The 26938-nt window shown below is 62.2% G+C and carries 25 protein-coding genes and 3 pseudogenes; 12 read left to right on the top strand and 16 right to left on the bottom strand.

Annotated features, from left to right (window positions below):
* Positions 1-176 precede the first annotated feature (176 nt).
* The 6 genes from tgt to coaD form a co-directional block, all read right to left on the bottom strand.
* Positions 177-1307, bottom strand: a complete 1131-nt coding sequence (gene tgt, locus NKH36_RS16220; protein WP_352963006.1) for a tRNA guanosine(34) transglycosylase Tgt — start codon at positions 1305-1307, stop codon at positions 177-179.
* Entirely contained in the window at positions 1304-2416 is a 1113-nt protein-coding gene (gene queA / locus NKH36_RS16215; RefSeq protein WP_352963009.1) for a tRNA preQ1(34) S-adenosylmethionine ribosyltransferase-isomerase QueA, read from the bottom strand. The genes tgt and queA overlap by 4 nt, the downstream gene beginning before the upstream one ends.
* Before the next feature lie 12 nt (positions 2417-2428).
* On the bottom strand, positions 2429-2827 hold the full coding sequence (locus tag NKH36_RS16210) for a hypothetical protein (protein WP_352963012.1): 399 nt from the start codon (positions 2825-2827) through the stop codon (positions 2429-2431).
* On the bottom strand, positions 2824-3336 hold the full coding sequence (locus tag NKH36_RS16205) for a peptidylprolyl isomerase (protein WP_352963014.1): 513 nt from the start codon (positions 3334-3336) through the stop codon (positions 2824-2826). Before NKH36_RS16205 ends, NKH36_RS16210 begins: the two co-directional genes overlap by 4 nt.
* A gap of 27 nt (positions 3337-3363) precedes the next feature.
* A complete protein-coding gene (locus NKH36_RS16200; RefSeq protein ID WP_352963017.1) occupies positions 3364-3954 on the bottom strand; it encodes a peptidylprolyl isomerase in 591 nt (196 codons plus the stop codon).
* Positions 3955-4029: 75 nt separating this feature from the next.
* Positions 4030-4530, bottom strand: coding sequence for a pantetheine-phosphate adenylyltransferase (gene coaD, locus NKH36_RS16195; protein ID WP_027151950.1), 501 nt, complete (start codon positions 4528-4530; stop codon positions 4030-4032).
* A 254-nt stretch (positions 4531-4784) separates the two neighbouring features.
* On the opposite strand from coaD, the gene NKH36_RS16190 reads away from it, so the two are divergent.
* A complete protein-coding gene (locus tag NKH36_RS16190) occupies positions 4785-4937 on the top strand; it encodes a hypothetical protein (protein ID WP_127314881.1) in 153 nt (50 codons plus the stop codon).
* A gap of 54 nt (positions 4938-4991) precedes the next feature.
* On the opposite strand, the gene gyrA is transcribed toward NKH36_RS16190, so the two are convergent.
* Together gyrA and NKH36_RS16180 are read right to left on the bottom strand one after the other, a co-directional pair.
* The gene (gene gyrA, locus NKH36_RS16185; protein ID WP_352963234.1) at positions 4992-7802 is read right to left on the bottom strand and encodes a DNA gyrase subunit A; all 2811 of its coding nucleotides are present in this window, start codon (positions 7800-7802) and stop codon (positions 4992-4994) included.
* 190 nt (positions 7803-7992) lie between these two features.
* A complete protein-coding gene (locus NKH36_RS16180; RefSeq protein ID WP_352963231.1) occupies positions 7993-8847 on the bottom strand; it encodes an AraC family transcriptional regulator in 855 nt (284 codons plus the stop codon).
* Between the two features lie 86 nt (positions 8848-8933).
* On the opposite strand from NKH36_RS16180, the gene NKH36_RS16175 reads away from it, so the two are divergent.
* Entirely contained in the window at positions 8934-9470 is a 537-nt protein-coding gene (locus tag NKH36_RS16175) for a hypothetical protein (protein WP_352959073.1), read from the top strand.
* Between the two features lie 400 nt (positions 9471-9870).
* Positions 9871-10418: pseudogene (locus NKH36_RS16170) on the top strand (MarC family protein).
* Positions 10419-10505: 87 nt separating this feature from the next.
* On the opposite strand, the gene NKH36_RS16165 reads toward NKH36_RS16170, so the two are convergent.
* Positions 10506-10931, bottom strand: coding sequence for an OsmC family protein (locus NKH36_RS16165; protein ID WP_352959075.1), 426 nt, complete (start codon positions 10929-10931; stop codon positions 10506-10508).
* A gap of 134 nt (positions 10932-11065) precedes the next feature.
* Positions 11066-11584 carry a single-stranded DNA-binding protein gene (gene ssb, locus NKH36_RS16160; RefSeq protein ID WP_352959077.1) on the bottom strand — a complete coding sequence of 173 codons (519 nt, stop codon included), beginning with the start codon at positions 11582-11584 and terminating at the stop codon, positions 11066-11068.
* 236 nt (positions 11585-11820) lie between these two features.
* Between ssb and NKH36_RS16155 the strand changes: the two genes are divergently transcribed.
* From NKH36_RS16155 to NKH36_RS16115, 9 genes and pseudogenes are all read left to right on the top strand, one after another.
* Positions 11821-12135, top strand: a complete 315-nt coding sequence (locus tag NKH36_RS16155; protein WP_352959079.1) for an ArsR/SmtB family transcription factor — start codon at positions 11821-11823, stop codon at positions 12133-12135.
* Entirely contained in the window at positions 12132-12599 is a 468-nt protein-coding gene (locus NKH36_RS16150) for an SRPBCC family protein (protein ID WP_352959081.1), read from the top strand. Before NKH36_RS16155 ends, NKH36_RS16150 begins: the two co-directional genes overlap by 4 nt.
* A 21-nt stretch (positions 12600-12620) precedes the next feature.
* Positions 12621-13226 (top strand): ATP-dependent Clp protease proteolytic subunit, encoded by a 606-nt coding sequence (locus NKH36_RS16145; protein WP_352959083.1) that lies wholly within the window; start codon positions 12621-12623, stop codon positions 13224-13226.
* A gap of 73 nt (positions 13227-13299) precedes the next feature.
* On the top strand, positions 13300-13608 hold the full coding sequence (locus NKH36_RS16140; protein ID WP_352959084.1) for a hypothetical protein: 309 nt from the start codon (positions 13300-13302) through the stop codon (positions 13606-13608).
* A gap of 665 nt (positions 13609-14273) precedes the next feature.
* Complete coding sequence (locus NKH36_RS16135) at positions 14274-14450, top strand: hypothetical protein (protein ID WP_352959086.1); 177 nt, start codon at positions 14274-14276, stop codon at positions 14448-14450.
* Positions 14451-14766: 316 nt separating this feature from the next.
* Positions 14767-17688, top strand: a complete 2922-nt coding sequence (gene uvrA / locus NKH36_RS16130) for an excinuclease ABC subunit UvrA (protein ID WP_352959088.1) — start codon at positions 14767-14769, stop codon at positions 17686-17688.
* Between the two features lie 34 nt (positions 17689-17722).
* Positions 17723-18191, top strand: a pseudogene (locus tag NKH36_RS16125) (GNAT family N-acetyltransferase).
* A gap of 28 nt (positions 18192-18219) precedes the next feature.
* Positions 18220-19026 carry a DUF72 domain-containing protein gene (locus NKH36_RS16120; protein ID WP_352959090.1) on the top strand — a complete coding sequence of 269 codons (807 nt, stop codon included), beginning with the start codon at positions 18220-18222 and terminating at the stop codon, positions 19024-19026.
* A gap of 96 nt (positions 19027-19122) precedes the next feature.
* A pseudogene (locus tag NKH36_RS16115) lies at positions 19123-20273 on the top strand (GGDEF domain-containing protein).
* Between the two features lie 40 nt (positions 20274-20313).
* On the opposite strand, the gene NKH36_RS16110 reads toward NKH36_RS16115, so the two are convergent.
* From NKH36_RS16110 to urtA, 6 genes are all read right to left on the bottom strand, one after another.
* The gene (locus NKH36_RS16110) at positions 20314-20490 is read right to left on the bottom strand and encodes a hypothetical protein (protein ID WP_352959092.1); all 177 of its coding nucleotides are present in this window, start codon (positions 20488-20490) and stop codon (positions 20314-20316) included.
* A 454-nt stretch (positions 20491-20944) separates the two neighbouring features.
* Positions 20945-21640: an urea ABC transporter ATP-binding subunit UrtE gene (gene urtE / locus NKH36_RS16105; RefSeq protein ID WP_352959094.1), complete on the bottom strand. Its 696-nt coding sequence runs from the start codon at positions 21638-21640 to the stop codon at positions 20945-20947.
* Positions 21641-21710: 70 nt separating this feature from the next.
* The gene (gene urtD, locus NKH36_RS16100; protein ID WP_352959096.1) at positions 21711-22457 is read right to left on the bottom strand and encodes an urea ABC transporter ATP-binding protein UrtD; all 747 of its coding nucleotides are present in this window, start codon (positions 22455-22457) and stop codon (positions 21711-21713) included.
* 3 nt (positions 22458-22460) lie between these two features.
* Positions 22461-23693, bottom strand: a complete 1233-nt coding sequence (gene urtC, locus NKH36_RS16095; RefSeq protein ID WP_352959098.1) for an urea ABC transporter permease subunit UrtC — start codon at positions 23691-23693, stop codon at positions 22461-22463.
* Complete coding sequence (urtB, locus tag NKH36_RS16090; RefSeq protein ID WP_352959100.1) at positions 23690-25306, bottom strand: urea ABC transporter permease subunit UrtB; 1617 nt, start codon at positions 25304-25306, stop codon at positions 23690-23692. Before urtB ends, urtC begins: the two co-directional genes overlap by 4 nt.
* Before the next feature lie 125 nt (positions 25307-25431).
* Entirely contained in the window at positions 25432-26742 is a 1311-nt protein-coding gene (urtA, locus tag NKH36_RS16085; protein WP_352959102.1) for an urea ABC transporter substrate-binding protein, read from the bottom strand.
* Positions 26743-26938 lie beyond the last annotated feature (196 nt).

Here is a 26938-nt window from a genome sequence, read left to right as displayed (position 1 = left end):
GCGGCCCTTGTGGCAGACTGCCGCCCGGCTTTCAAGCATCAGGACGGCGCTCAGGCAGAACCCGCCCTTAAGGAAGCTTAAGTGCAGCCAAACGGCGAATGTTCGTGGGCGCTGATACCGTTGCCAAGCGTATGCGATGTCTGCGCATCCGCTTCGCTGAGCATCTGAGCGCTCGGTCACATCGCTGGAATATCGCCCCTCGCCCAGCCTTCGGAAATCTCCACCGCCCGCGCCTCGAAAGCGCCGGCTTCGATGGCGGCACGAATGTCCTGCATCAGCCTCTGGTAGTAGGAGAGATTGTTCCAGGTCAGAAGCATTGCCCCCAGCGCCTCTTGCGAGCGGACCAGATGGTGCAGATAGGCGCGTGAATAATCTCTGGCCGCCGGGCAGTCGCTCTCCTCGTCCAGCGGGCGCGGATCGTCGGCATGGCGGGCGTTGCGCAGATTGACCTTGCCGCGCCGTGTATAGGCGAGGCCATGGCGACCGGCGCGCGTCGGCATCACGCAGTCGAACATATCGATGCCGCGCGCCACCGATTTCAATATGTCGTCAGGCGTGCCGACACCCATCAGATAGCGCGGCCTGTCCGCCGGCAGCTCCGGGCAGGTGATGTCGAGCATTTCGAGCATCACCGCTTGCGGCTCGCCGACCGCCAGCCCGCCGATCGCGTAGCCCTTGAGGTCCATCGCTTTCAGCGCCTGCGCCGAGCGCAGCCGCAGAGCCGGTATGTCGCCGCCCTGAACGATGCCGAACATCGCCTTGCCCTGCTGGTCGCCGAACGCGGTCCTGCAACGCTCGGCCCAGCGCAGCGACAGCTCCATCGCCCGCTCGATCTCCTTCTCCAGGGCCGGCAGCGCGGTGCATTCGTCGAGTTGCATCTGGATGTCGGAATCGAGCAGCCCTTGGATCTCGATCGAGCGCTCGGGCGACATCTCATAGGCGGCGCCGTCAATGTGCGAGCGAAAGGTGACGCCCTTTTCAGTCAGTTTCCTCAGCTTTGACAACGACATTACCTGGAAGCCGCCGCTGTCGGTCAGGATCGGGTGCGGCCAGCGGGCGAATTCATGCAGACCGCCAAGCCGCGCCACACGTTCGGCGCCGGGCCGCAGCATCAGATGGTAGGTGTTGCCCAGGATGATGTCCGAGCCGAAACTGCGCACCTGATCCATATACATGGTCTTGACCGTGCTACCGGTGCCGACCGGCATGAAGGCCGGCGTGCGGATTTCTCCGCGCGGCATGGTGATCGCGCCGCGCCGCGCCTTGCCATCGGTCGCCAGCACCTTGAAGGTGAACGCCTTAGTCATTGAATTCCTTGTTCTATACCAGGCGCGCGTCCATCGTTCTCCTCCTTGAATAGCAGACTTGCATCTCCGTAGGAGTAGAACCTGTACCGGTTCTCGATGGCATGCGCATAGGCCGCACGCATTGTTTCCAGACCGCAAAACGCCGAAACCAGCATGAACAGCGTCGAGCGCGGCAGATGGAAATTGGTCATCAGCATGTCGGCGGCCTTGAAACGGTACCCCGGCGTGATGAAGATATCGGTCGGACCCGACCATCCGGCCAATGTGCCGTCCTCCCGCGAAGCGCTCTCCAGCAGGCGCAGCGATGTCGTACCGACGGCGATGATGCGCCCGCCACGCGCCTTCGCCGCGTTCAGCGCTTCGGCGGTTTCCGGGCTGACCGAACCGATCTCGGCATGCATCTTGTGGTCGGCGGTGTCGTCGACTTTCACCGGCAGGAACGTGCCGGCGCCGACATGCAGGGTGACGAAGCGCTGCTCGATACCCCGGGCATCGAGAGCGGCTAAAAGCTCGGGCGTGAAATGCAGGCCGGCCGTGGGTGCCGCCACAGCCCCCTCCTCCCTGGCATAGATGGTCTGGTAGTCCTTGCGGTCGCGTTCGTCGTCGTCGCGCTTCGAGGCTATGTAAGGGGGCAGCGGAATGTGGCCGACGGCGTGCAGCGCCTCGTCGAGAAACGGACCTGACAGATCAAAGCCGAGCAAAGCCTCGCCGGCCTCGCCCTTCTCGATCACCGTGGCATCGAGTTGGCCGAGAAAGCAGGAATTGGCGTCATGGCCGAAATGGATGCGGTCACCGGCGGCGATGCGCTTGCCCGGCCGCATGAAAGCCAGCCAGCGATCGGGAGCCACCCGCATGTGCAGCGTGGCTTCGACTTGCGCCGCCGCTTCGCCGCGCCGCCTGATGCCTTTCAACTGTGCCGGAATAACCTTGGTGTCGTTGAAGACCAGCACGTCACCAGCCTCGAGCAGGGACGGCAGCTCGCGAACCGTCCGGTCCTCGAGCCTCTCACCCGGCCTGACAACCAGCATTTTGGCGCTGTCGCGCGGTTCGGCCGGTCGAAGCGCAATGCGCTCCTCCGGCAGATCAAAGTCGAAAAGATCGACGCGCAAGGAAATCCCGCCTCAAAATTCCGGGCAGGTCACCGCCCAGGCGCCAACACCGTCGATGCTCAGCGTGCCGCCCATTGCGAAATTGGACTGTTCGATGGCCTTGACCAGTCGCAATTTGGCGATGATCGAGTTGATGCCCTCATCGGTGAGATCGATCGCCATGTGCTGGTCGTCTTCGAATGCCTGTCCAACGATGACTTTCGTCGAACCCGACTGAGCGTCAGTGGTCCAGTTCCTGCCGCCGGCATCTAGCCATATCCGCGCAACCGCGATGACGGCAGTGTGCCCCATCAGGATGTCGATCGACGCCGCGTCGTCTTCAGCGCTGCAAACGATCGATTCCGTCGCCAACGCCGGAGTGGCCGCCGCGACAAGCATCAGAGTGATAGCCGCGACAGCCCGGTAGGTCATTTCACGTCGGCCGCCACCTTCAGCGACACGATCTTGTCGGGATCCGGCACCGGCTCGCCGCGCTTGATCTTGTCGACATTGTCCATGCCTTCGATGACCTGGCCCCAGACCGTGTATTGGCGGTTGAGGAAGGCGGCATCGTCGAAGCAGATGAAGAACTGCGAGTTGGCCGAGTTCGGGTTCTGCGAGCGCGCCATCGAGCAAGTGCCGCGGCCGTGATTGACGTTCGAGAACTCCGCCTTCAGGTCGGGCTTGTCGGAGCCGCCCGTGCCGGCGCGCGCCGGTGCGAAAGAGGGCTTGGCGGAATTGCCGAATTTCACGTCGCCGGTCTGCGCCATGAAGCCGTCGATGACGCGGTGGAACACCACGCCGTCATAAGCGCCTTCGCGCGCCAGTTCCTTGATGCGGCCGACATGGCCAGGTGCCAGATCGGGAAACAGTTCGATGACGACCTTGCCCTTGGTCGTTTCCATGATGAGCGCGTTCTCGCGGTCCTTGATCTCGGCCATGTCAGAATATCCTTTGAACAGATGGGTTTACTTGCCGTCGGCGGCGATGCGCACCTTGATCATGCGATCGGGATCGGTGACAACCCCGTTCTGCGCCGCGTCGCCTTTCTTTATCTGATCCACCAACTCCATGCCTTTCTCGACATTACCGACGATGGTGTACTGGCCATCGAGCGGCGGCGCCGGCGCAAACATGATGAAGAACTGCGAATTGGCGGAATCCGGGTCCTGCGAGCGCGCCATCCCGACCACGCCGCGTCCGTAGCGCTCGGTCTTCGAGAATTCGGCCGGCAAATCGGGAAGATCGGAACCGCCGGTGCCGACAGCGTCGGCGCTGAAGCCGTTCTTCATATTGCCGAACTTCACGTCGCCGGTCTGCGCCATGAAGCCGTCGATGACACGGTGGAAAGCGACGTTGTCGTAAGCGCCCTGGCGAACCAGCTTTTTGATCTGCTCGACATGCTTCGGCGCGAGATCAGGCCTGAGCGCGATGGTCACGTCGCCGCCCTTCAGCGTAATGATCATGGTGTTTTCCGGATCGGCGGCGAACGCCGAAACGGATGCGGTCAAAAGACCGAAAACAACGGCAAAGCAGGTGGCGAGCCTTTTGAGCTGCATGGATCTTTCTCCGAAAACCTTTGTTTCACGCATGTCGTTGCCCCAAAACCGGCTTTCACTTTTGGGCGACATGCATCATTTCGCGAATTTGGCGGTGAGCGCGCCGGCCACGGCCGCCGGCACGAAGGGGCGGATGTCGCCTCCCATCGAGGCTATTTGGCGGACAAGTGTGGCGGTAATGGTTCGCACCGAAGGGCTGGCGGGCAGAAAAACCGTCTGCAGTTCCGGGGCCATGGTCTCGTTCATGCCGGCCATCTGCATCTCGTAGTCGAGATCGGTGCCGTCGCGCAGGCCACGGATCATGATCGAGGCGCCCTGCTTTCTGGCCGCGTCGATGACCAGCCCGTCGAAAGCGACAACTTTGATGCGGGCGCCGTCGCGGCCGAATTCGGCCTTGGTCGCCGCTTCGATGAGGCCGACCCGTTCCTCGAAAGAAAACAGCGGCTTCTTGCCGGGATGGATGCCGATCGCCGCATAGACGGTGTCCGCTACGGCCAGCGACGCCTTCAGCACGTCTAGGTGGCCGTTGGTCGGCGGGTCGAAGGAGCCGGCATAAAGGGCAATGCGTTCGGTCATGGCAGGGTGCTTCTAGCGAGCCTCTCTCGCAAAGGCAATCCGATCAGCGAGCCGCCAATGCCAAAACAGGACTTCAAAGCGCATCGCCTGAGCCACGGTAATCGCGATGCGCTTTGAGTGAACGTTTTGGCCGAGATGAACGACCAATGAACGGGCCGATCACGAAGGCTTCACGCAGCGTTCACTAGGTTGAAGTTTCAGAAGATGAAACCAAAACGCCATTCAGTCGTTGCTAGATGCAGGAGAACACGCACATGCTGATCTACATGCTCGCCACCGCAATGACCGTCGCCATGCTAATCGCCACCGTATTCGGGCTGCATCAGGAAGCAGAGCGCGTCCGCGCCAAGTCCAATGCCAAGCGGTTCGGAGGCTTCGGTATCCGCAAGCCGTATCGCCATTTCTAACGGCCGCTAGCTGTTGACGCGCCGGCCGATCGGGCCGGCATTGCCCATCGAGATTTACTCGGCGTTGTTGTCCGGGCCAACGCCTCCACCACCGATATCCAGAGTTGCGTCGCCCTCGACACTCTCTTCGGCCTCCTCGTCCGATTGCGGTTCCGATATCCGCTCTACCGAAACGACCTTCTCGCCGTCAGCCGTGTTGAAGATGGTCACGCCCTTGGTGGCGCGGCTGGCGAAACGAATGCCGTTGACCGGCACGCGGATGACGGTGCCGCCATCCGAGACAAGCATGATCTGGTCGTCATTGCCGACCGGGAAAGTCGCCACCAGACGGCCGATCTCAGCCACTTTCGACACGTCGGTGGCGCGGATGCCCTTGCCGCCGCGCCCTGTGAGGCGGAAATCATAGGAAGACGAACGCTTGCCGTAGCCATATTCCGTCACCGTCAGCACGAACTGCTCGTGTGCCTTGAGGAATTCGTAGCGCTCGTCGGAAAGCTCGGTCTCCTCGCCGACCTCCTCATTGGTCAGTTGGATGTCTTCGTCCTCGCCCGCCGCAATGCCGGCGGCGAGCCGCCGTTCGGCCGCCACCCGCTTGAGATAGGCGGCGCGCTCGGCCGGCGGCGCCTCGACATGTTCGATCACCGCCATCGAGATCACCCGGTCGGTGGCAGCCATGGCGATGCCGCGGACGCCGACCGAATTGCGGCTCTGGAAGACTCGCACGTCGCTGACCGAGAAGCGGATGCACTGGCCGGAGCTTGCGGTCAGAAGCACGTCGTCATTATCGGTGCAGGTCTCGACGCCAAGGATCTCGTCGCCTTCCTCTTCCAGCTTCATGGCGATCTTGCCGTTGCGGTTAACCTGGACGAAGTCTGACAGCTTATTGCGGCGCACCGTGCCGCGCGTCGTCGCGAACATCACGTCGAGCTCGCCCCAGCTGGTCTCGTCCTCAGGCAGCGGCATGATGGTGGTGATGCGTTCGCCCTGCTCCAGCGGCAGCATGTTGATCAGCGCCTTGCCGCGCGACTGCGGATTGCCGATCGGCAGGCGCCAGACCTTTTCCTTATAGACGATGCCACGCGAGGAGAAGAACAGCACCGGCGTGTGCGTGTTGGCGACGAACAGTCGGGTGACGAAATCCTCTTCCTTGGTCGACATGCCGGAGCGGCCCTTGCCGCCGCGGCGCTGCGCCCGGTAAAGCGACAACGGCACACGCTTGATGTAGCCGGAATGGCTGACCGTCACGACCATGTCCTCGCGCTGGATCAGGTCCTCGTCTTCCATATCAGCCCCGCCCTCGGAGAGTTCGGTGCGGCGCGGCGTGCCGAACTCGTCGCGCACGGCGGCAAGCTCGTCCTTGACGATCTGCTGAATGCGGGCGCGGGACGACAGGATGTCCAGGTAATCCTTGATCTCGTCGCCGATCGTGTTCAACTCGTCGGCGATCTCGTCGCGGCCGAGCGCGGTCAGGCGCTGCAGGCGCAGTTCGAGGATGGCGCGGGCTTGTTCCTCGGACAGATTGTAGGTGCCGTCCTCGTTGATGCGGTGGCGCGGATCGTCGATCAGCAGGATCAGCGATTCGACGTCACCCGAGGGCCAGCGCCGCTCCATCAACTGCTCGCGGGCCGTCTGCGGGTCCGGCGCGGTGCGGATCAGCTTTATCACCTCGTCGATATTGGCGACGGCAATGGCAAGGCCGACCAGCACATGGGCGCGGTCGCGCGCCTTACGCAGCAGGAATTTCGTGCGCCGGCTGATCACGTCCTCGCGGAAGGCGACGAACGCCTTCAGCATGTCGGTCAGCGTCAGCAATTCCGGCTTGCCGCCGTTCAGCGCCACCATATTGGCGCCGAACGACGTCTGCAGCGGCGTGAAACGGTAGAGCTGGTTGAGGATGACGTCGGCGACCGCGTCGCGCTTCAGTTCGATGACGACGCGGTAACCCTGGCGGTCGCTCTCGTCGCGGATGTCGGAAATGCCCTCGATGCGCTTGTCGCGCACCAGCTCGGCCATCTTCTCGATCATCGACGACTTGTTCACCTGGTAGGGAACCTCGGTGATGACGATCGATTCACGGTCGTTGCCGCGCGCCTCGACGTTGACGCGGCCGCGCATGACGATGGAACCGCGGCCGGTCGAATAGGCGCTGTAGATGCCGGAGCGGCCAAGCACGATGCCGCCGGTCGGGAAATCCGGCCCCGGAATGATCTCCATCAGCGCCGGCAGATCGATCGCCGGATTGTCGATGAGGGCAATGGCGCCGTTGCAGACTTCGCCCAGATTATGCGGCGGGATGTTGGTGGCCATGCCGACGGCGATGCCGCCGGAGCCATTGACCAACAGGTTTGGAAAGCGCGCCGGCAGGACTTTCGGTTCGCTGCCGGACGCATCATAAGTGTCCTGGAAATCGACGGTGTCCTTATCGATGTCTTCCAGCAGCTCATGCGCGACCTTGGTCAGGCGCGATTCGGTGTAACGCATCGCCGCCGGCGGATCACCGTCGATCGAGCCGAAATTGCCCTGCCCGTCGATCAGGGGCACGCGCAGCGACCAGTCCTGCGCCATGCGCACCAAGGCGTCGTAGATCGAGGCGTCGCCGTGGGGATGGTATTTACCCATCACGTCGGCGACCGGGCGGGCCGACTTCACATATTTGCGGTTCCAGTGGTAGCCGCTCTCATGCGCGGCATAGAGGATGCGGCGATGCACCGGCTTCAGCCCGTCGCGCACGTCGGGCAGCGCACGGCTGACGATCACGCTCATGGCGTAATCGAGATAGGAGCGCTGCATCTCCTCGATGATGGATATCGGCTCAATGCCGGTGGGGCCGCCGTCGGCGCCGCGCGGTGTCTTCTGGTCGGTCAAATCAGGTCACAATCTAATCGGGAATCACTCGGTGCTTATATAGGAAGCCGGGTCGAAACTCCAACGTCCGCGGCAGTTTTCCAGTGTCGATTTTTGTGGTGATTTCAAAAGGATATCACTGATTGCGACGATATGGCCGAGGCGCTTTTCATGGCCGCCGGGGCAAAGCTCATTGTCAGGCCAATTTGCTTCACAAAACCGGAACGGCAGATGTGTCCGGCGCTTTATCGCCTCGCTGCCGGAGCCGATAGGCGCCGGGCGTCTCCCCCATCACGCGCCGGAAACGGCGGTTGAAGGTCGACAAATCGTTGAACCCTGCCTCGAAGGCTATCGTCGAGATCGCCTCGTCCGACATGCGAAGTCGCACCGCCGCCCTGTGCAGCCGGGTTTTCAGCAGGAACTGGTAGGGCGTCATGCCCGCGACGTGTCGGAACGTGCGCAGGAAATGATACGGGCTGGTCGCCGTCTCGCTTGCAAGCTCGGCAAGCGAGACCGGTCGGTCGGCATTCAGCTCAATGCGCCGCACCGCCTCCGCGACACGTTTTTGGTCGCGGCGGCTCGGCGCCTGGGCAGCAGGCGTGATACCGGAGGCAACGGCTGCGCCAGCAATCCGCAAACCGAGTTCCTCGAACGCCTCGATCTCGGCCATCTCGCGCGCGGCTTCGGCCTCGGCCAGCAGCGGTGCCAGCGAAGACAGAGGCGGCAGCCGCGGTGTCTCGAAGGCCAGCTTCTTCGTGCCCGGCGTGTCGGCGACGATCTGTTCCATATAGGCCGGGCTGAAATGATAGGAGATGCAGCGGTCGCCGGCGCCATGCTCGTGCCCACACTCGTAGCAAGTGCCAGGGTTGCCGAGCAGAAGCGCGCCCGGCGTCAGCATCGCCGTGCCCTGGCGTGCGCTGTAGCGGAAGGTGCCATTGGTCACCGCGGCGACGCAAAAATTACGATGCTGTTCCTCGAACGGGCGATCGGCGGCGCCGGCAGTGCAGACCACGTCCGACACCCGCCAGCCTTTTCCGGACGCCAGTGTATGCACGCTCGTCGTCATGGCTTGAAAGATAGCAATTTTCCCAAGCGCAAGAAGCCTGCCAAGGCCTATTCCTCCCGGTCTCCTGACAAGAAGAGACCACAACCATGTTCAATTCATCCTCCTTTGCCGAAGCCCTGCACAGCGACGGGCCAGCCGCAAACCTTGCCGAGAAACTGGATCTTTACGGCCGCTTCGTCGGCGCCTGGATATTCAACGCCACGCGCCATCTCGAAGACGGCCAAGTGCTGACCGGGCGCGGCGAGGTGCATTTCGGCTGGGTGCTCGAAGGCCGCGCGATCCAGGACGTATGGATCCTGCCCGCGCGGAACACTGGCGCACAGGCTTCCCTCGGCAAATGGACTTTCTATGGCACGACACTGCGCGTCTATGACCCCGGCGTCGACGCCTGGCATATTTTCTGGAGCGATCCGCGCACCCAATATTACAGCCGCCAGCTCGGTCGCGCCGAGGGCGACACCATCGTCCAGCAAGGCGCTGACGGCACCGGCGCTTCGGTGCGCTGGAGTTTCTCCCGCATCACCGAAAATTCCTTCCGCTGGCTGGGCGAACGCTCGCAGGACAACGGCGCGACCTGGCGGCTCGAAGTCGAGTTCCTGGCGCGGCGCGCGGGGGGAAGTTAATGGGCACCGAGGAACGCAGCGGTGCGAAATGAGAGCCGCAGCGATCCTTCCCACCCCCCTCTGTCCTGCTGGACATCTCCCCCGCAAGGGGGGAGATCGGATGTCACATCAGCCTTCGCCAAATCTCCAACGTTGAGCAAGATAGCGCGGCTGACTGAGCTGCCAATCTCCCCCCTTGCGGGGGAGATGGCCGGCAGGCCAGAGGGGGGGTGCTGTCCCGTCGACATCAAAAGGTTTCCCGGCACGCGGGCAGTTTCTCCAGCAGTTTTCACCGCTCCTACTTTGCTCTACCAATGCTGGGGTCTCGGGCACGGCCCGGCGGGGAGGGTCAGAGATGCCGAGCTTCGACAGCCTGTTCAATGCCTTCGTCACCATTCTCGTGACCATCGACCCGCCTGGCCTGGCGCCGCTCTTCCTCGCCGTGACACGCGGCATGAACCGCGAGGAGCGCAACCAGGTTTCTGTCCGGGCCTCGATCATCGCTTTCCTGGTGATGGCGCTGTTTGCAATCGCCGGCGCATCGATCCTGTCGGTGTTCGGCATCACGCTGCCGGCGTTCCGCGTCGCCGGCGGGTTTCTGCTGTTCTTCATAGCCTTCGAAATGGTGTTCGAGCGCCGGCAGGACCGCAAGGAGAAGATCGGCGACGTCGCCATCACCAAGGACATGATCCACAATATCGCCGCCTTTCCGCTGGCGATCCCGCTGATCGCCGGTCCGGGAGCGATTTCAGCGACCGTCCTGCTGTCCGGCTCGTTTCCAGGTTTTGGCGCGCAGGCAGCCCTTGTCGGCATCATCGCGATCTGCTGGTGTTCGTGCTGGCCGAGCGCATCGACCGCATCCTCGGCCAGACCGGCCGCTCGATCCTGACCCGGCTGCTCGGCGTCATCCTGGCGGCGCTCGCCGTGCAGTTTGTCGCCGATGGCATCAAGGCGCTGATGGCGGCATGACAATGAAAGCGGCCTCGCGCTTGATTGCCGAGGCCGTCATTTTCATCGTCCATCTCGCGCGACGAGCCGCCGCCACTGGACGCCATCCTACTTAGCCGTGGTGTCGATGACTTCGAAGTCGTGGGTGATCTCGGCGGTCTTGGCCATCATTGCCGAGGCCGAGCAGTATTTTTCGATCGACAGGTCGATCGCCCGTTTCACCTTGTCGGGCGAAAGCGCGCGGCCCTTAACGATGAAATGCATATGGATGCGGGTGAACACCCGCGGCTCCTTCTCCGCCCGGTCGGCGTCGAGCTCGACCACACAGTCTTCGACCGCCTCGCGGCCCTTTTCGAGGATGTGGACGACATCATAGGCCGAGCAGCCGCCGGTGCCGAGCAGCACCAGTTCCATCGGGCTTGGCCCCGGCGTCTTGCCGTCCGGCCCGAACGCGGTCCCAAGCACAACCTTGTGGCCGCTGCCGGACTCGCCGACGAACGTGCGCTCCTCGACCCATTTGACCCGTGCTTTCATCTGATACGTCCTTTCACCGCGCACTACTCAAACGGACAACGTCCCGAAAATCCAAGACAGATTTTCGAGACGCCAATGCGTGGCCCCAAATAGCTGGCGTTGTCAGCTCGCGCAGAGCCGTTTGCTCCGAAGGATCAGAACGGAATTTCGTCGTCGAGTTCGCGCGACGAACCGCCGCCACCCTTACTGCCGCCACCGCCGCCGCGATTGAAACTCTCGCCCGGGCCGGACTGGCCGAAGTCCGAACCGCGGCTGCTGCCGCCACCGGCATAGCTGCCGACCTGACCGCCCTCGCCCTGCCCGCGTGCGTCGAGCATCTGCAGCTCGCCACGGAATTTCTGCAGCACGATTTCGGTCGTGTAGCGGTCATTGCCGGTCTGGTCCTGCCATTTGCGCGTCTGCAACTGGCCCTCGACATAAACCTTCGCACCCTTCTTCAGATACTGCTCGGCGACCTTGGCGAGCTGGTCGTTGAAGATGACGACATTGTGCCACTCGGTCTTTTCCTTGCGCTCGCCGGAAGTCTTGTCGCGCCAGCTTTCCGACGTGGCGACGCGGATATTGACGACCGGCTCACCCGAATTCAAACGGCGGATTTCCGGGTCCGCCCCGAGATTGCCCACCAGAATGACCTTGTTGACGCTACCCGCCATGATACTTCTCCGCGCTCATCCGAAACAAAATTTCTGTCGCTCACCTTATAGACTGCGGACAATCCCCGCCTGCCGCGGCTGCCTTTTCCCACAAGGTTTTTGTTCTCTTTTCGTTCTAGGCCCACCAAACCCAACTGTCAAGGAATGTCAGCAATCGATGGGGTTCGCCGCGCCATTTCATATGGGCGCGAAAAGACCACTTGCCAAATCAATAAGTGTAGACTTATGCTTCTATCATGATCGAAGCAGAGATTTTTCGAGCGCTTTCCGACCCGACGCGCCGCGCCGTCTACGAGCGGCTCTCCGCTGGCGAGATGACCGTGTCGGAATTGCGCAGCGGCATGACCGTGTCGCAACCGGCCGTGTCGCAGCATCTCGCGGTGCTGCGCGGCGCCGGCCTGGTGGTCGAGCGGCGAGCCGGCCGCAACGCCTATTATCGCGCCGATCCGCAAGGGCTCGACCCACTGCTCGGTTGGATCGAGCGCTACCGCGCGTTCTGGCCCGAGCGTATCGAAAGGCTCAAGGCGGTTTTGAAGGATATGGATCAATGACGGCAAAACAGCATTCAGACATGGCGGCAGATTCGATCGAGTTCGAGTGCGAGCTTCCAGAGCCGCCGGAAAAAGTGTGGCGGGCGCTGACGGTACCAGACCTGCTCGCAGCCTGGATGATGCCGAACGACATCAAGCCTGAAATCGGCGGCCGCTTTGCCTTTGCTAAGGCTGATGCGCAGATCGAGTGCGAAATCCTCGACGCCGAGCCAGAACGCCTGCTGCGCTATTCCTGGCGGGAGCGGCCGGCGCCTGGCAATACAGCGGATCCGCTGGACAGTATCGTCACCTTTACGCTCGACCGCACCGTGTCGGGCGGTACGCATCTGCGCATCGTCCACAATGGATTTACGCGAGTAGCTGCGCCTGCGGTTGCAGGCACCGGTTGCCGGCTTTCGCTCAACGCACACAGCCCCAGACAGACCATTGCCGCAAACGCGCCTCGCCTCCTGCGTGCGGCCTGAGCGGCACAACGGAGAAAAGCGATGAGCGGTTTTGCCAACCTTGTGCCGATGGTGATCGAGCAGTCGAGCCGCGGCGAACGCGCCTTCGACATTTTTTCGCGGCTGCTGCGCGAGCGCATCGTCTTCATCAACGGTCCGATCGACGACAATGTGTCGGCGCTGGTCTGTGCCCAGCTTCTGTCGCTGGAATCCGACAATCCCGATAAGGAGATTTCGCTCTACATCAACTCGCCGGGCGGCGTGGTGACCAGCGGTTTCGCCATCTACGACACGATGCAGTATATAAGCAGTCCGGTATCGACCGTCTGTATGGGCTTTGCCGCCTCAATGGCCTCGTTTCTGCTGATGGCGGGCACGCCGGGCCGGCGCATCGCGCTGCCCAACACCAGCATCCTGCTGCACCAGCCGTCAGGCGGTTTCCAGGGCCAGGCCTCCGACATCCAGCGCCACGCCGAAGGCATTCTCAGGACCAAGCGGCGGATGACCGAGCTTTACGCGCACCATTGCGGTCGCACCTTCGAAGAGGTCGAACGCACGCTCGACCGCGACCATTTCATGACCGCCGAGGAGGCAAAGACTTGGGGGCTTGTCGATCATGTTTTTGACACGCGTAAAAGGGCGGCGTGAAAGATAGCCGGCTCATGAGCGACGACGGCCAAGTCATTCTGCGAGTTTGATCGCCACTGGTCTGGCTTCGACCATGGCGCGGCGATATAGTCCGCCGATGCTCGACAAGATTTCACGCAGCCGTTTGAACCGCGTAGTCATCGGTGTTGCCGTCGCGGCCATGACCTCCGGAGCGGCGTTCGCCGAAGACAATTCAACGCCGTCGGAGAACGGCACACTGCCCGGAGTGGCCGGCGACTGTCGCATCGCCAAGCCGGCTCCCGACCCCGACGATGCCGTGCCCAGCGACGGCCAGTTCAAGATCGGCGATACCGACGTCAGGATTTCCGGCAGCATAACCTTCGATGTCGGCGCCGGCGAGATCAACGTCCCCCGGCGATAGGAAACATCCATCGGCCGTCTCGCTGCCACTGATCTCAAGGCACTCGTGCCGCTTGCGGCCATTTGAAACGAACGGCCCCGCCGCTGCTTCCGCAAACGGTCGGGGCTTTTTTTGGATCTAAAAATCCAAAACTCGCCGGGAGTACACTGCCGGCTTTTGATTTCGGATGCTTCGCGGCGTTCAGCCGACGATCCGACTAGTAGTCTCTGATTTTATGGGGATCGGCAGGTCACGGTTTGTCGGGCGGCGTAAACGCCTAGCCCTGGCACTTATGCCTGCCGCGGCTCCAGCGACACGTGGAGCCTCAGGGGACTGTCCGGTGGAGTCATTCCTCTGCTCTCCTTTTCTGTCCATTGCGACTGGCGTCGTCCGAAGCACATATCGCAAAAGCCCGCGGCGTCTCGCAGGCCACCTTGGGTGGCGAGGCCATCGAAAGACAGCCGGCTTCGGTGACGTTTGGAGTCTGCCCCCCTGAGGCTGAGACGTCAACCGTTGGATAGCCGATTACAAAAAATGTGATCGCTTAAATGGCAAATCCGAAATTCGCTCCAGTTTTGAGCAGCGCGGGGTCGGCCGTGGATTAGAGTGCTGCGTGGTGCGCGCGAAGAGTGACTATCGACAGATGCCCCCATTTGCTAGAGTACGCAGTTTGGAGTGGAGAGGGTATGTATCTCCTTATTCTGTCGGCCCTTGTGGGATTTATCTTCTGCTCGGTCGGCTTGGTTTTGCTCGTGAGAGGCCATGGGAAGAAAAGCGACCGCAACGTTCTACGCTCGTCGTATTGGTTTGCTGCGGCGGCAGCGATTGTATTAATGGGTACGGTTTCTTTTGTTGCGGTGTGACTTCGCTCTCCGTCGGCGGGCCGCGTCCACGTCGGTCGCTAGCAGCCCGCCCGTTTATAGGTCCGCGACCCAGCAAACGCGTGGAACTTCAAACCCACCATGATGGGGCGGTTTGTGAAGCTGGTTTCACAGACGCATTTGTCAGGAGCGTGTTCGGCCTTTGTTCTTTCCGCTTGCTCGCCCGCGCGAAAGACGGTTAAAGGCTTTGGTCGAGAGTTGTGGCGTCTCTCGAAAAGGTGACGAAATTACCTACATAGGGGATGGTCGGGACAACCCGCCATCCCATGAGATTCCAGATCTGAGGCGGCGACCGGCGATGGCCGACCATAAATATCTTTCCATTCGCGGGGCGCGCGAACACAATCTGAAGAATGTCGATCTCGATCTGCCGCGTGACAGCCTGATCGTCATGACCGGCCTGTCGGGGTCCGGCAAGTCGTCGCTCGCCTTCGACACCATCTATGCCGAGGGCCAGCGCCGCTATGTCGAGAGCCTGTCGGCCTATGCGCGGCAATTTCTAGAGATGATGCAGAAGCCTGATGTCGACCAGATCGACGGATTGTCGCCGGCCATCTCAATCGAGCAGAAGACCACTTCGAAGAATCCACGCTCGACGGTAGGCACGGTCACCGAGATCTACGACTACATGCGCCTGCTGTTCGCGCGCGTCGGCATTCCCTATTCGCCGGCCACCGGGCTGCCGATCGAGAGCCAGACGGTGTCGCAGATGGTCGACCGCGTGCTGGCGGTCGAGGAAGGCACGCGTCTGTTCATCCTGGCGCCGATGGTGCGCGGCCGCAAAGGCGAGTACCGCAAGGAACTGCTGGAGCTGCAGAAAAAGGGGTTCCAGCGCGTCAAGGTCGACGGTGTCTTTTACGAAATAGCCGACGTGCCGGCGCTGGACAAGAAGTACAAGCACGATCTTGACGTCGTCGTCGACCGCATCGTCGTGCGCGGCGATCTGGCGACGCGGCTTGCCGATTCGATCGAGACCGCGCTGAAGCTCGCCGACGGGCTGGCGGTGGCCGAATTCGCCGACCGGCCGCTCGACGCCAGCCAGACCGGCGAGGATTCGGTCAACAAGTCGAAGAACGAGACGCATGAGCGCATCCTGTTCTCGGAAAAATTCGCCTGCCCGGTGTCCGGCTTCACCATCCCCGAGATCGAGCCGCGGCTGTTCTCCTTCAACAACCCGTTCGGCGCCTGCCCGACCTGCGACGGCCTCGGCAGCCAGCGCGCCATCGACGCCAGCCTGATCGTGCCCGACGACAACCTGTCCCTGCGTGCCGGCGCAGTCAGCCCATGGGCGAAATCGACTTCCCCTTATTACGTGCAGACGCTCGAAGCGCTGGGCAAGGCCTATGGCTTCAAGCTCGGCGACAAGTTCCGGGATCTGACCGAGGAGGCAAAGCAAGCCATCCTGCATGGCACCGGCGAGCGTGAGGTCACTTTCCAGTATGATGACGGCCTGCGCTCCTACAAGACGACCAAGACCTTCGAAGGTGTCATTCCCAATCTGGAGCGGCGCTGGAAGGAAACCGAATCCGCCTGGATGCGCGAGGAGATCGAGCGCTTCATGTCCGCCACGCCTTGCCCGGCCTGCCGCGGCTACCGGCTGAAGCCGGAAGCGCTTGCGGTGAAGATTGCCGGCAAGCATATCGGCGAAGTCACCGAACTGTCGATCCGCAAGGCCGACCAATGGTTCACCGAGCTGCCCGCTTCGCTCAGCGACAAGCAGAACGAGATCGCGGTGCGAGTGCTCAAGGAAATCCGTGAGCGGCTGCGCTTCCTCAACGATGTCGGGCTCGACTATCTTACGCTGTCGCGTAATTCCGGCACGCTATCGGGCGGCGAGAGCCAGCGCATTCGCCTGGCCTCGCAGATCGGGTCCGGCCTGACCGGCGTGCTCTATGTGCTGGACGAGCCGTCGATCGGCCTGCACCAGCGCGACAATGCGCGCCTGCTCGACACGCTGAAGCACCTGCGCGACATCGGCAACACGGTGATTGTCGTCGAGCATGACGAGGACGCCATCCTGCATGCCGACTACGTCGTCGATATCGGCCCCGCTGCCGGCATCCATGGCGGCCACATCATCGCCCAGGGAACGCCGCAGCAGATCATGGCAAGCCCCGCCTCGATCACCGGCAAATATCTGTCCGGCGAGCTCGAAGTGGCGACGCCGGCGGTGCGGCGCGAGGCCAAGAAGAACCGGCGCCTGAAGATCGTCGGCGCGCGCGGCAACAATCTGAAGAACGTTACCGCCGAAATCCCGCTTGGCACCTTCACCGCCGTCACCGGCGTGTCCGGCGGCGGCAAGTCGACCTTCCTGATCGAAACCTTGTTCAAAGCAGCGTCGCGCCGGATCATGGGTTCGCGCGAGCATCCGGCTGATCATGACCGCATCGAGGGCCTCGAGTTCCTCGACAAGGTCATCGATATCGACCAGTCGCCGATCGGAAGGACGCCGCGCTCCAATCCTGCCACCTACACCGGCGCCTTTACGCCGATCCGCGACTGGTTCGCCGGCCTGCCGGAGTCCAAGGCGCGTGGCTATCAGCCGGGTCGCTTCTCGTTCAACGTCAAGGGTGGCCGCTGCGAAGCCTGCCAGGGCGACGGCGTCATCAAGATCGAGATGCACTTCCTGCCCGACGTCTACGTCACCTGCGATGTCTGCCATGGCAAGCGCTACAATCGCGAAACGCTTGACGTCTTGTTCAAGGGCAAGTCGATTGCCGACGTGCTCGACATGACGGTCGAGGAAGGCGTCGATTTCTTCGCCGCCGTGCCCGGCGTGCGCGACAAGCTGGAGACGCTGAAGCAAGTCGGCCTCGGCTACATCCATGTCGGCCAGCAGGCGACAACTTTGTCGGGCGGCGAGGCGCAGCGCATCAAGCTGGCCAAGGAACTGTCGCGTAAGGCGACCGGCAAGACGCTCTATATCCTCGATGAGCCGACCACAGGCCTGCATTTCCACGACGTCGCCAAGCTGCTCGAAGTGCTGCACGAGCTGGTCGACCAGGGCAATACGGTTGTGGTGATCGAGCATAATCTCGAGGTCATCAAAACCGCCGACTGGGTGCTCGACCTCGGTCCCGAGGGGGGCGACGGCGGCGGCGAGCTGGTGGCCTCAGGCACGCCGGAGGACATCGTCCGCGAGAAGCGCAGCTATACCGGCCAGTTCCTGCGGGAATTGCTGGAGCGGCGGCCCGGAGGCAAGCGCGAAGCGGCGGAGTGAGTGAGGACTGGCTGGCGTTTGGAAGAACCTTCAAATGAAGATACGAAGAGCGCTTGCCGGTGATCTTGACGCTGTCGCCCGGCTGACCGAAGCCGCCTATGCGCCCTACACCGCCCTGTTCGGCGCGCCGCCGATCCCGGTCACCGAGGACTATGCGCCGCGGATCGGACGCGGCGAGGGTCTGGCTGCTGGAAAGCAGCGGCGAGCCGGCCGGCCTGATCGTTCTCGAACGGCATCCGGACCATACGATGATCTTCAGTGTCGCCGTCGCGCCTGCCTTTCAGGGCAAGGGGTTCGGCATAGCGCTGCTCGACTGGGCCGAGCAACAGACCCGCCTGTGGACCTTGCCTGAAATCCGACTCTACACCAATTCCAGAATGGAACGGAACGTTTCGTTGTATAAGGCCTACGGTTTTCGCGAAACGGGTCGCCGGCCCAATCCATATCGGCCAGGATGGATGGTCGTCGACATGGCCAAAGCCGTCGAGACGATCGCCATCTGATCCTTTTCAGCAAACCGGGAGGACGACATTGACTCAATCGGGAACAATCCGCGCCGGCATGGGCGGCTGGACCTTCGAGCCGTGGGATACGTCCTTCTATCCGGACAAGCTATCCAAGGCGAAGCAGCTGCACTACGCAACCCGGCAGGTGCCGAGCATTGAGGTCAACGGCACCTATTATTCGAGTTTCAAGGAGCCGACCTTCGTCAAGTGGGCTGGTGAGGCGCCGGATGGCTTCGTCTATTCGTTGAAAGGCAACCGCTTCGTCACCAACCGCCGCGTGCTCGGCGAGGCCGGTGAATCGATGATGCGCTTCCTCGGGTCGGGCGTCGCCGCACTCGGCGATAAGCTCGGGCCGATCCTGTGGCAGTTCGCGCCGACGAAAAAGTTCGATCCGGACGATTTCGAGGCCTTTCTCAGGCTTTTGCCCGAAAAGCAGGACGGCGTCGCGCTGCGCCATGCGGTGGAGGTACGCAACGACAGTTTCGTCGTGCCGGAATTCGCCGCCCTGGCGCGCAAATACAAGGTGGCGATCGTCTACGCCGACCACGCCAAATATCCTGGGATCGCCGACGTCACTGGGGATTTCATCTATGCGCGGCTGCAGACAGGCAGCGACGACAATCCGGACTGCTACACGCCAAAGGCGCTCGACGAATGGGCGGCGCGGGCGAAAACCTGGGCGGAAGGCAAGGCGCCGGCCGACCTGCCGCGCGCCGATCCCTCAACCGACGCGCCGGTCAAACCGCGCGATGTGTTCGTCTACTTCATTACGGAGGGCAAGGTCCGCGCGCCGTTCGGCGCCATGGCGCTGATGAAACGTGTCACAGGCTGACGGCCTCGAATTGTGACATCTTCATCACCATCGTAACCTTATCGATACCTCCTTGCTGCATGAATCCGCGGAGCTAGGGCAGCCGCGGGTTAGGGCATGTCGCTCGACTACCACTCACTTCTGCTGGCTGTCGGTTTTTCCGCCGCCTGCCTGAGCCTGACGTTGTTCGGCATCTGGCTGACCGCGCGAACTGAAAAGTTTCTGCTGACGTGGTCGATCAGCGCGCTGTTGATCGTCGGCGATGTTGTTATCTACGAGGACTATTTCGAGACGCCCGGACGCATCCTCGGCATCGCAACATTCACCCTGCTCCTGGTTGGGTTCTCGACCATGCTAGGCGCCGCCTACCAGTTCAGGTCAGGCCGGTCGCCGATACCGCTGACGGTGCTCGGCAGCTGCATCTCGCTTGCCCTGGCGCTGCCGCCGATGGCGCTCGGATATGACGGGCTCGGCTTCATGTTCGAAAATTTCCTTGCCGCCCTGCTTCTGTTTGCAACGGCGTATCAGTACTGGATCGGGCGCAGCGAAGCCCCTGTCCCGATCATCGGCCTTACCATGCTCTATTCGACCACCGGCATTTCCTTTGTGCTGTGTGCCATGGCGCGTGCATGGGATGGGAAGCTGGTCCTCGGACCATGCGCCGAGCAACTGGGCCGAGGATCTGAGCCTCGTCGTCGTCATGCCAGCATGACCGGCATCGGCGCCCTTCGCTGGCGTTCAACCAGGGCCGTCTGGCCCGACATCACCGTCTGGATGCGCTGACCGATCCGCTGACCGGCCTGCTCAATCGCCGCGCGCTGTTCGATCTCAATGGCGGCGTCCCGATCGGGGCTTTCACAGCGGTAGTCGTGTTCGACCTCGACGGCTTTAAGGCCATCAATGACGAATTCGGCCACGCCACGGGCGATCAGGTGCTGAGAGTGTTCGCCGAGGAACTGGTCGAGAACCTTCGCCCGACCGATGTCGCCGCGCGCATGGGCGGAGAGGAATTCGCGCTGGTCCTGCCGCGCATTCTGCCCGAAGCGGTGGAGTTTATCGCCGAGCTCATACGCACCGCCTTCGCCGCGCGTGTCATCGAGACCGAAACCCGTCCCCTGACATGTACGGTCAGCGCCGGATACGCTTTCGGCAGCAAGGACGGCATGAGCTTCGACAAGGTGCTCAGCGCCGCCGACAAGGCGCTCTATGCCGCCAAACGCGGCGGTCGCAACCGCCTCGCGGCCTCGACCTTCCGACGCGCAAGCTAGCCACTTGGCGGCATCGCGCGTCCGCTCCTTCCGTCAGCCCTCATGCCGCCATCACGACCTCGTTGTAGGTATCGAGATCGACGTAGAAGACCTTGGTGATCTCTGCGATCAGCTCGTCGTAGTCGTATCCTTGCGATTTCAGAATGTTAATGGCGGTCATGATGTCGACGCGCTCGGTGAGCCGTCGTTTCTGGTAGTCCTCGACGTAACGTTCCATCGGCTGCCCTGGGTGCCCGAAGTTGAAACAATAATCAAATCACAGGAGGAAGCCGCTCGCATGAAGTGTGATGGCGCGGTTGCACCTTCCTCTGATCTGCCGATTGAGACTGATACGGAAAGCGGCCGACTCACCAAGGCCAAGCAAAATCTAGCATGCAATCTTCAACGCGCTCGAGTTGCAAACGGTGACCTTCGTGATTTCGTCATCCTTGGGCGTAGCGACGCGGAGCGGAGCGAAGACCCAAGGATCCATGCCGTAGCTTCTGAGCGTCGCCACGGTACAGAATCCAGGATGGTGTACGCCGGAAAACGGCTTCTGTTCTTGACCGCTGCATTCTTTGACTGACGGCACGGCATGGATCCTGGGGTCTGCGCCGCGTCCCCTCGCTGCTTGCTTCGCCCCAGGATGACGAAGTGAGGGATGGTTCGGCTAATCCTAGAGGTTTGCGACCCTACACCGTAAGAAATTTCCTGACATCCGCCCGGTCGAGATCCTCGGCCGGGCCGGTGTGGACGATCTGTCCGCGGTCCATGATGTTGACCTCGTCGGCCAATTCCCGGCAGAAATCGAGATACTGTTCGACCAGCAGCACGGCGATGCCTGCCTGGTCGCGCAGATAGCGGATGGCGCGGCCGATATCCTTTATGATCGACGGCTGGATGCCTTCGGTCGGCTCGTCGAGCACCAGCAGTTTCGGCCGCATCACCAGCGCCCTGCCGATGGCAAGCTGCTGCTGCTGGCCGCCGGAAAGGTCACCGCCCCGGCGGCCGAGCATCTGCTTCAGCACCGGGAACAATTCGAAGACGTGGCTGGGAATGTTGCGATCGGCGCGCTTCAATGGCGCAAAGCCCGATTCGAGGTTTTCCCGCACGGTGAGCAGCGGGAAGATCTCCCTGCCCTGCGGCACGAATGCGATGCCCGACCGGGCGCGATCATACGCCGCGCTCCGGTCGAGCGCCTTCCCCTCGAAGGCAACGCTTCCGCTCGTCAGCCGGTGGTGGCCGACGATTGATCTCATCAAACTGGTTTTGCCGACGCCGTTGCGGCCGAGCACGCAGGTGATCTTACCCGCGCCGGCCTTCAGCGAGACGCCACGCAGCGCCTGGGCGGCGCCGTAGTGGAGCGTGGCGTTGGAGACTTCGAGCATGGTCAGCGCTTTCTCCAACGCCTGAAGAACGAAAGGTCGAAATGATGGAACGGAACGCGCCAGACCATGATCATCTCCCCAGATAGACTTCGACGACGCGCTCGTCGGCCGAAACGAAATCCAGCGAGCCCTCGGAAAGCACCGAGCCTTCGTGCAGGCAGGTGACCTTGACACCGAGCTCGCGCACGAAATGCATGTCGTGCTCGACGACGATGACCGAATGGTCGCGCGCAATATCCTTGAGCAGCCGCGCGGTCTCCTCGGTCTCGGCGTCGGTCATGCCGGCGACCGGTTCGTCGACCAGCAGCAGCTTCGGATCCTGCGCCAGCAGCATGCCTATCTCGAGCCATTGCTTCTGGCCGTGGCTGAGATTGGCGGCAAGCTCGTCGCGCTTGTTGCCAAGCCGGATGATGCCGAGGATATCGTCGATCTGCCGCACTTCCGCGGCCGAGCGGCGATGGAACAGCGCCGGGAAGATCGAGCGTGGGCCCTTCAGCGCCAGCATCAGGTTCTCCTCGATCGTGTGGCTTTCGAAGACCGTAGGCTTTTGGAATTTCCTGCCGATGCCCATCATGGCGATCTCGGCCTCGTCATGTTTCGTCAGGTCGACCTCGCCGTCGAAGAAAACCTCGCCCGCGTCGGGTCGCGTCTTGCCGGTGACGATATCCATCATCGTGGTCTTGCCGGCGCCGTTGGGACCGATGATCGCGCGCATCTCGCCCTTGTCGAGCACCAGCGACAGATTGTTGATGGCGCGAAAGCCGTCGAAGGAAACCGAGACGCCGTCGAGATAGAGGATGGTGTTGCTCTTCGACATCGCTCACTCCGCCGGCTGCGGTTCGGGGCTGGACGCGGACCAGTCGCCGGGCGTTCTCGCAGCCGAGCGAACGATCTTTGGCGGCGCCGGGAAGTCGGGATCGGTGCCGGCTTCGTCGGCGATCGAGGCGGCGCGCAGCGCCTTGGCGTTGCCACGCCAGGAATCCCACATGCCGACAATGCCCTTGGGCAGGAACAGCGTGACGGCGACAAACAGCCCGCCCAGTGCAAACAGCCAGAACTCCGGCAGCACGCCCGTGAACCAGGATTTGCCGGCATTGACCACGAGCGCGCCGATGATCGGCCCGACGATGGTGCCGCGCCCGCCGACGGCCGCCCATACCACGACCTCGATCGAATTCGACGGCTCGAACTCGCCTGGATTGATGATGCCGACCTGCGGCACGTAGAGCGCGCCGGCAATGCCGGCCATGACAGCCGACACAGTGAAGGCGAACAGTTTGACGTTCTCCGCGCGCCAGCCGAGAAAGCGCGTGCGGCTCTCGGCGTCGCGCACCGCCATCAGCAGCTTGCCGTATTTGGAGCCGACGATTGCCCAGGTGACAAAGACGGCGAGCGCCAGCGTTATGGCGCTGGCCACGAACAACGCCGAGCGTGTCGCATCGGCCTGCACGTTGAAGCCGAGAATATCCTTGAAATCGGTCAGGCCGTTGTTGCCGCCGAAACCCATGTCGTTGCGGAAAAACGCAAGCAGCAGCGCATAGGTCATCGCCTGGGTTATGATTGACAGATAGACGCCGGTGACGCGGCTGCGGAAAGCGAACCAGCCGAAGACAAAGGCGAGCAGGCCGGGCACCGCAAGCACCATGATCGCGGCAAACCAGAAGTGGTCGAAACCGTACCAGAACCACGGCAGTTCCCTATAGTTCAGGAACACCATGAAATCCGGCAGCAGCGGATTGCCGTAGACGCCGCGCGAACCGATCTGGCGCATCAGATACATGCCCATCGCATAGCCGCCGAGCGCGAAGAAGGCGCCATGGCCGAGCGAAAGGATGCCGCAATACCCCCAGACGAGATCGAGCGCCAAGGCGAGCAGCGCGTAGCAGAGATACTTGCCGGTGAGCGCGACGACATAGGACGGCACGTAGAACGCACTCGTCGGCGAGACTGCAAGATTGAGCAGCGGCACGATGATGGCGACTGCCAAAAGGATGAAGATCATGATGGCGATGCGGCGGTCGGCGCCGGCGGCGAAGAAGCGTCCCGTGATCATGCTTCCACCGACCTGCCCTTGAGCGCGAACAGGCCGCGCGGGCGTTTCTGGATGAACAGGATGATGAGGACCAGCACGACGATCTTGCCGAGAACTGCCCCGGCATAGGGTTCGAGAAACTTGTTGACGATGCCGAGCGAGAAGGCGCCGACCAGCGTGCCCCAGAGATTGCCGACGCCGCCGAAGACGACGACCATGAAGCTGTCGATGATGTAGCCGCGGCCGAGATTGGGCGAGACATTGTCGATCTGGCTGAGCGCGACACCGGCGATGCCGGCAATGCCGGACCCCAATGCAAAGGTCAGCGCGTCGACCCAAGGTGTCCTGATGCCCATCGACGCGGCCATGCGGCGGTTGGCGGTGACGGCGCGCATCTGGAGGCCCCAGGGCGTGCGCTTCATCACATAAAGCAGCACCGCGAATACGGCGAGCGCGAATACCAGTATCCAGAGCCGGTTCCAGGTCACGGCAAGCTGGCCGATATTGAACGAACCGGACATCCATGACGGATTGCCGACCTCCTGGTTCGTCGGCCCGAAGATGGTGCGCACGGCCTGCTGCAGGATCAGCGAGACACCCCATGTCGCCAGCAGCGTCTCCAGCGGCCGGCCGTAGAGGAAACGGATCACGCCCCGCTCGATGACAAGGCCGACGAGCGCCGCGACCGAGAAGGCGAGCGGCAGCGCGATAACCAGCGACCAGTCGAACAGGCCGGGAAAGGAATTTCGGATCACCTCCTGCACGACAAAGGTCGTGTAGGCGCCGAGCATGACCATTTCGCCATGCGCCATGTTGATCACACCCATCACGCCGAAGGTGATGGCGAGACCGATCGCCGCCAGCAGCAGCACCGATCCGAGCGAAATGCCGTACCAGATGTTCTGGCCCGCATCCCACAGCGCCAGCGTCGAATTGATCCTGGCGATCGCCCCCGTCGCCGCGTCCTTGACCGCGCCTTCGGAATTGGCCTCGACGGCGGTGAGCAGGGACAGCGCGTCGCGGTCGCCGCGCGCGCCGATCAGGGCGATCGCCGGGAGTTTATCGGCCTCCGGCCTGTCCGACACCAGGCCCGATGCGGCGCGGGCCTGTTCGAGCAGTGCTTTGACGCTCGCCACGGTTTCGCTGGCGATTGCGGCATCGAGCGGCTCGATGTTTGTGGCATCGGGCGTCTTGAACATGGTGTCGGCGGCGGCAATGCGCGCGGCCGGATCTTTCGCGCCGAGCGTCAGCGTGCCCAGCGCATCGCGGATGACGCGGCGCAGCGTATTGTTGACCTTGATCTTGGTGATCTCGCCCTTGGCCGCCTCGCCGGATTTTTCACCGCTCAGCGGGTCGAGCAACGCAACGTTGCCGCCACCTTCCTTGCCGATGAAAACCAGCGAATCGGCCTTGCGAACATAAAGATCGCCCTCCGCGAGTGCGCCGAGCGGGCGTTCGACGGCAGTATCACCGGTGGCCGCCAGCTCGCGCACGACAGCTTCGGTGGCCGAAAAATTCGAGGCAGTGGCAAATTTGGCGATGATGGCGCGCAGATCCGCTTCGGCAGCGTTCGACGGCGATAGCATCCCCAGGAGGAGCAGCAGCGTCAGGCCGATCGCGCGAGTGAAGATCATCGATTTCTGGCGACTCTTGAAGGGTTGAACTTCGCGTCCGAGCGGGCTGGAGGAGAGGAGGAGCTCGCCCGGACGCGTCGCGGTCTAGGTCGTGGAGAAATCCACGACCGTCAGACCCGGGAGGATCAGTTGGTTCCCTTGCCGCCGCACTTGCCGGTTGCAACATTGAAGTTGCCGCAGGACAGAGGCGCGCGCCAATCGGAGATCAGGTCCTTCGAATCAGCCAGATAGTCAGACCACTCGTCACCCATCACCAAACTAGGCGTCTGCGAGACGGTCTCGAACTGGCCATCGGCCTGGATTTCGCCGATCAGCACCGGCTTGGTGATGTGATGGTTCGGCATCATGGTCGAATAACCACCGGTCAGGTTCGGCACCGAGACGCCGATCACGGCGTCGATGACCTTGTCAGGGTCGGTGGTGCCGGCCTTCTCAACCGCCTTCACCCACATGTTGAAGCCGACATAGTGGGCTTCCATCGGATCGTTTGTGGTGCGCTTGTCGTTCTTGATGAACTTGTGCCAGTCGGCAATGAACTTCGCGTTCTCGGGCGTATCGATGCTCTGGAAATAGTTCCAGGCGGCGAGATGACCGACGAGCGGCGCGGTGTCGAGACCGGCAAGCTCTTCCTCGCCGACCGAGAAGGCCATGACCGGAATGTCCTCAGCCTTGATGCCCTGGTTGCCGAGTTCCTTGTAGAACGGCACGTTGGCGTCGCCATTGACCGTCGAGACGACGGCGGTCTTCTTGCCGGCCGAGCCGAACTTCTTGATGGCCGAGACCTCGGTCTGCCAATCGGAGAAGCCGAACGGCGTGTAGTTGACCATGATGTCTTCGGCAGCGACGCCCTTGGCCTTCAGATAGGCTTCAAGGATCTTGTTGGTGGTGCGCGGGTAGACATAGTCGGTGCCTTCAAGCACCCAGCGCTTCACCGAACCGCCGTCCTCGCTCATCAGATAGTCGACCGCCGGAATAGCCTGCTGATTCGGCGCCGCGCCGGTGTAGAACACGTTGCGCTCGCTCTCCTCGCCCTCATACTGGACGGGGTAGAACAGGATGTTGTCGAGTTCGCTGAACACCGGCAGCACCGACTTGCGCGACACCGAGGTCCAGCAACCGAACACCGCCGCGACCTTGTCCTTGGAGATCAGCTCGCGCGCCTTTTCGGCGAACAGCGGCCAGTTCGAAGCCGGATCGACGACGACCGCTTCGAGTTTCTTGCCGAGCAGGCCGCCCTTTGCATTCTGCTCTTCGATGAGCATCAGCATGGCGTCCTTCAGCGTCGTCTCCGAAATCGCCATGGTCCCCGACAGCGAATGGAGAATACCCACCTTGATCGTGTCGTCAGCAGCCCTGGCCGGGACACTCATCAGCAGGCCGGCCGTAACCGCGCCTGCCGAAAACATTTTTGTTATTGTCGAGAAACTGCCCCTCATATTTCAAAACTCCCTAGCTGGTTGATCGCATCGCAAACAGACCATGCAACGGCTGTGCCAACCGCGGGAGCAAAATTAAGTGGGCTTGGATTTCCTAGCCCTATCAGCCGGTTACTATATTAGCCGCCAAAGATAAGCGCGGCAGCCGGTGCTCTGCTTGAGAAAAAATTTCCCGCTCTCGCCTAATTTTTGATCA

Source organism: Mesorhizobium sp. M1312 (assembly GCF_040318115.1).
Classification (GTDB): Bacteria; Pseudomonadota; Alphaproteobacteria; order Rhizobiales; family Rhizobiaceae; genus Mesorhizobium.
This window is presented reverse-complemented; position numbering and strand designations above follow the sequence as displayed.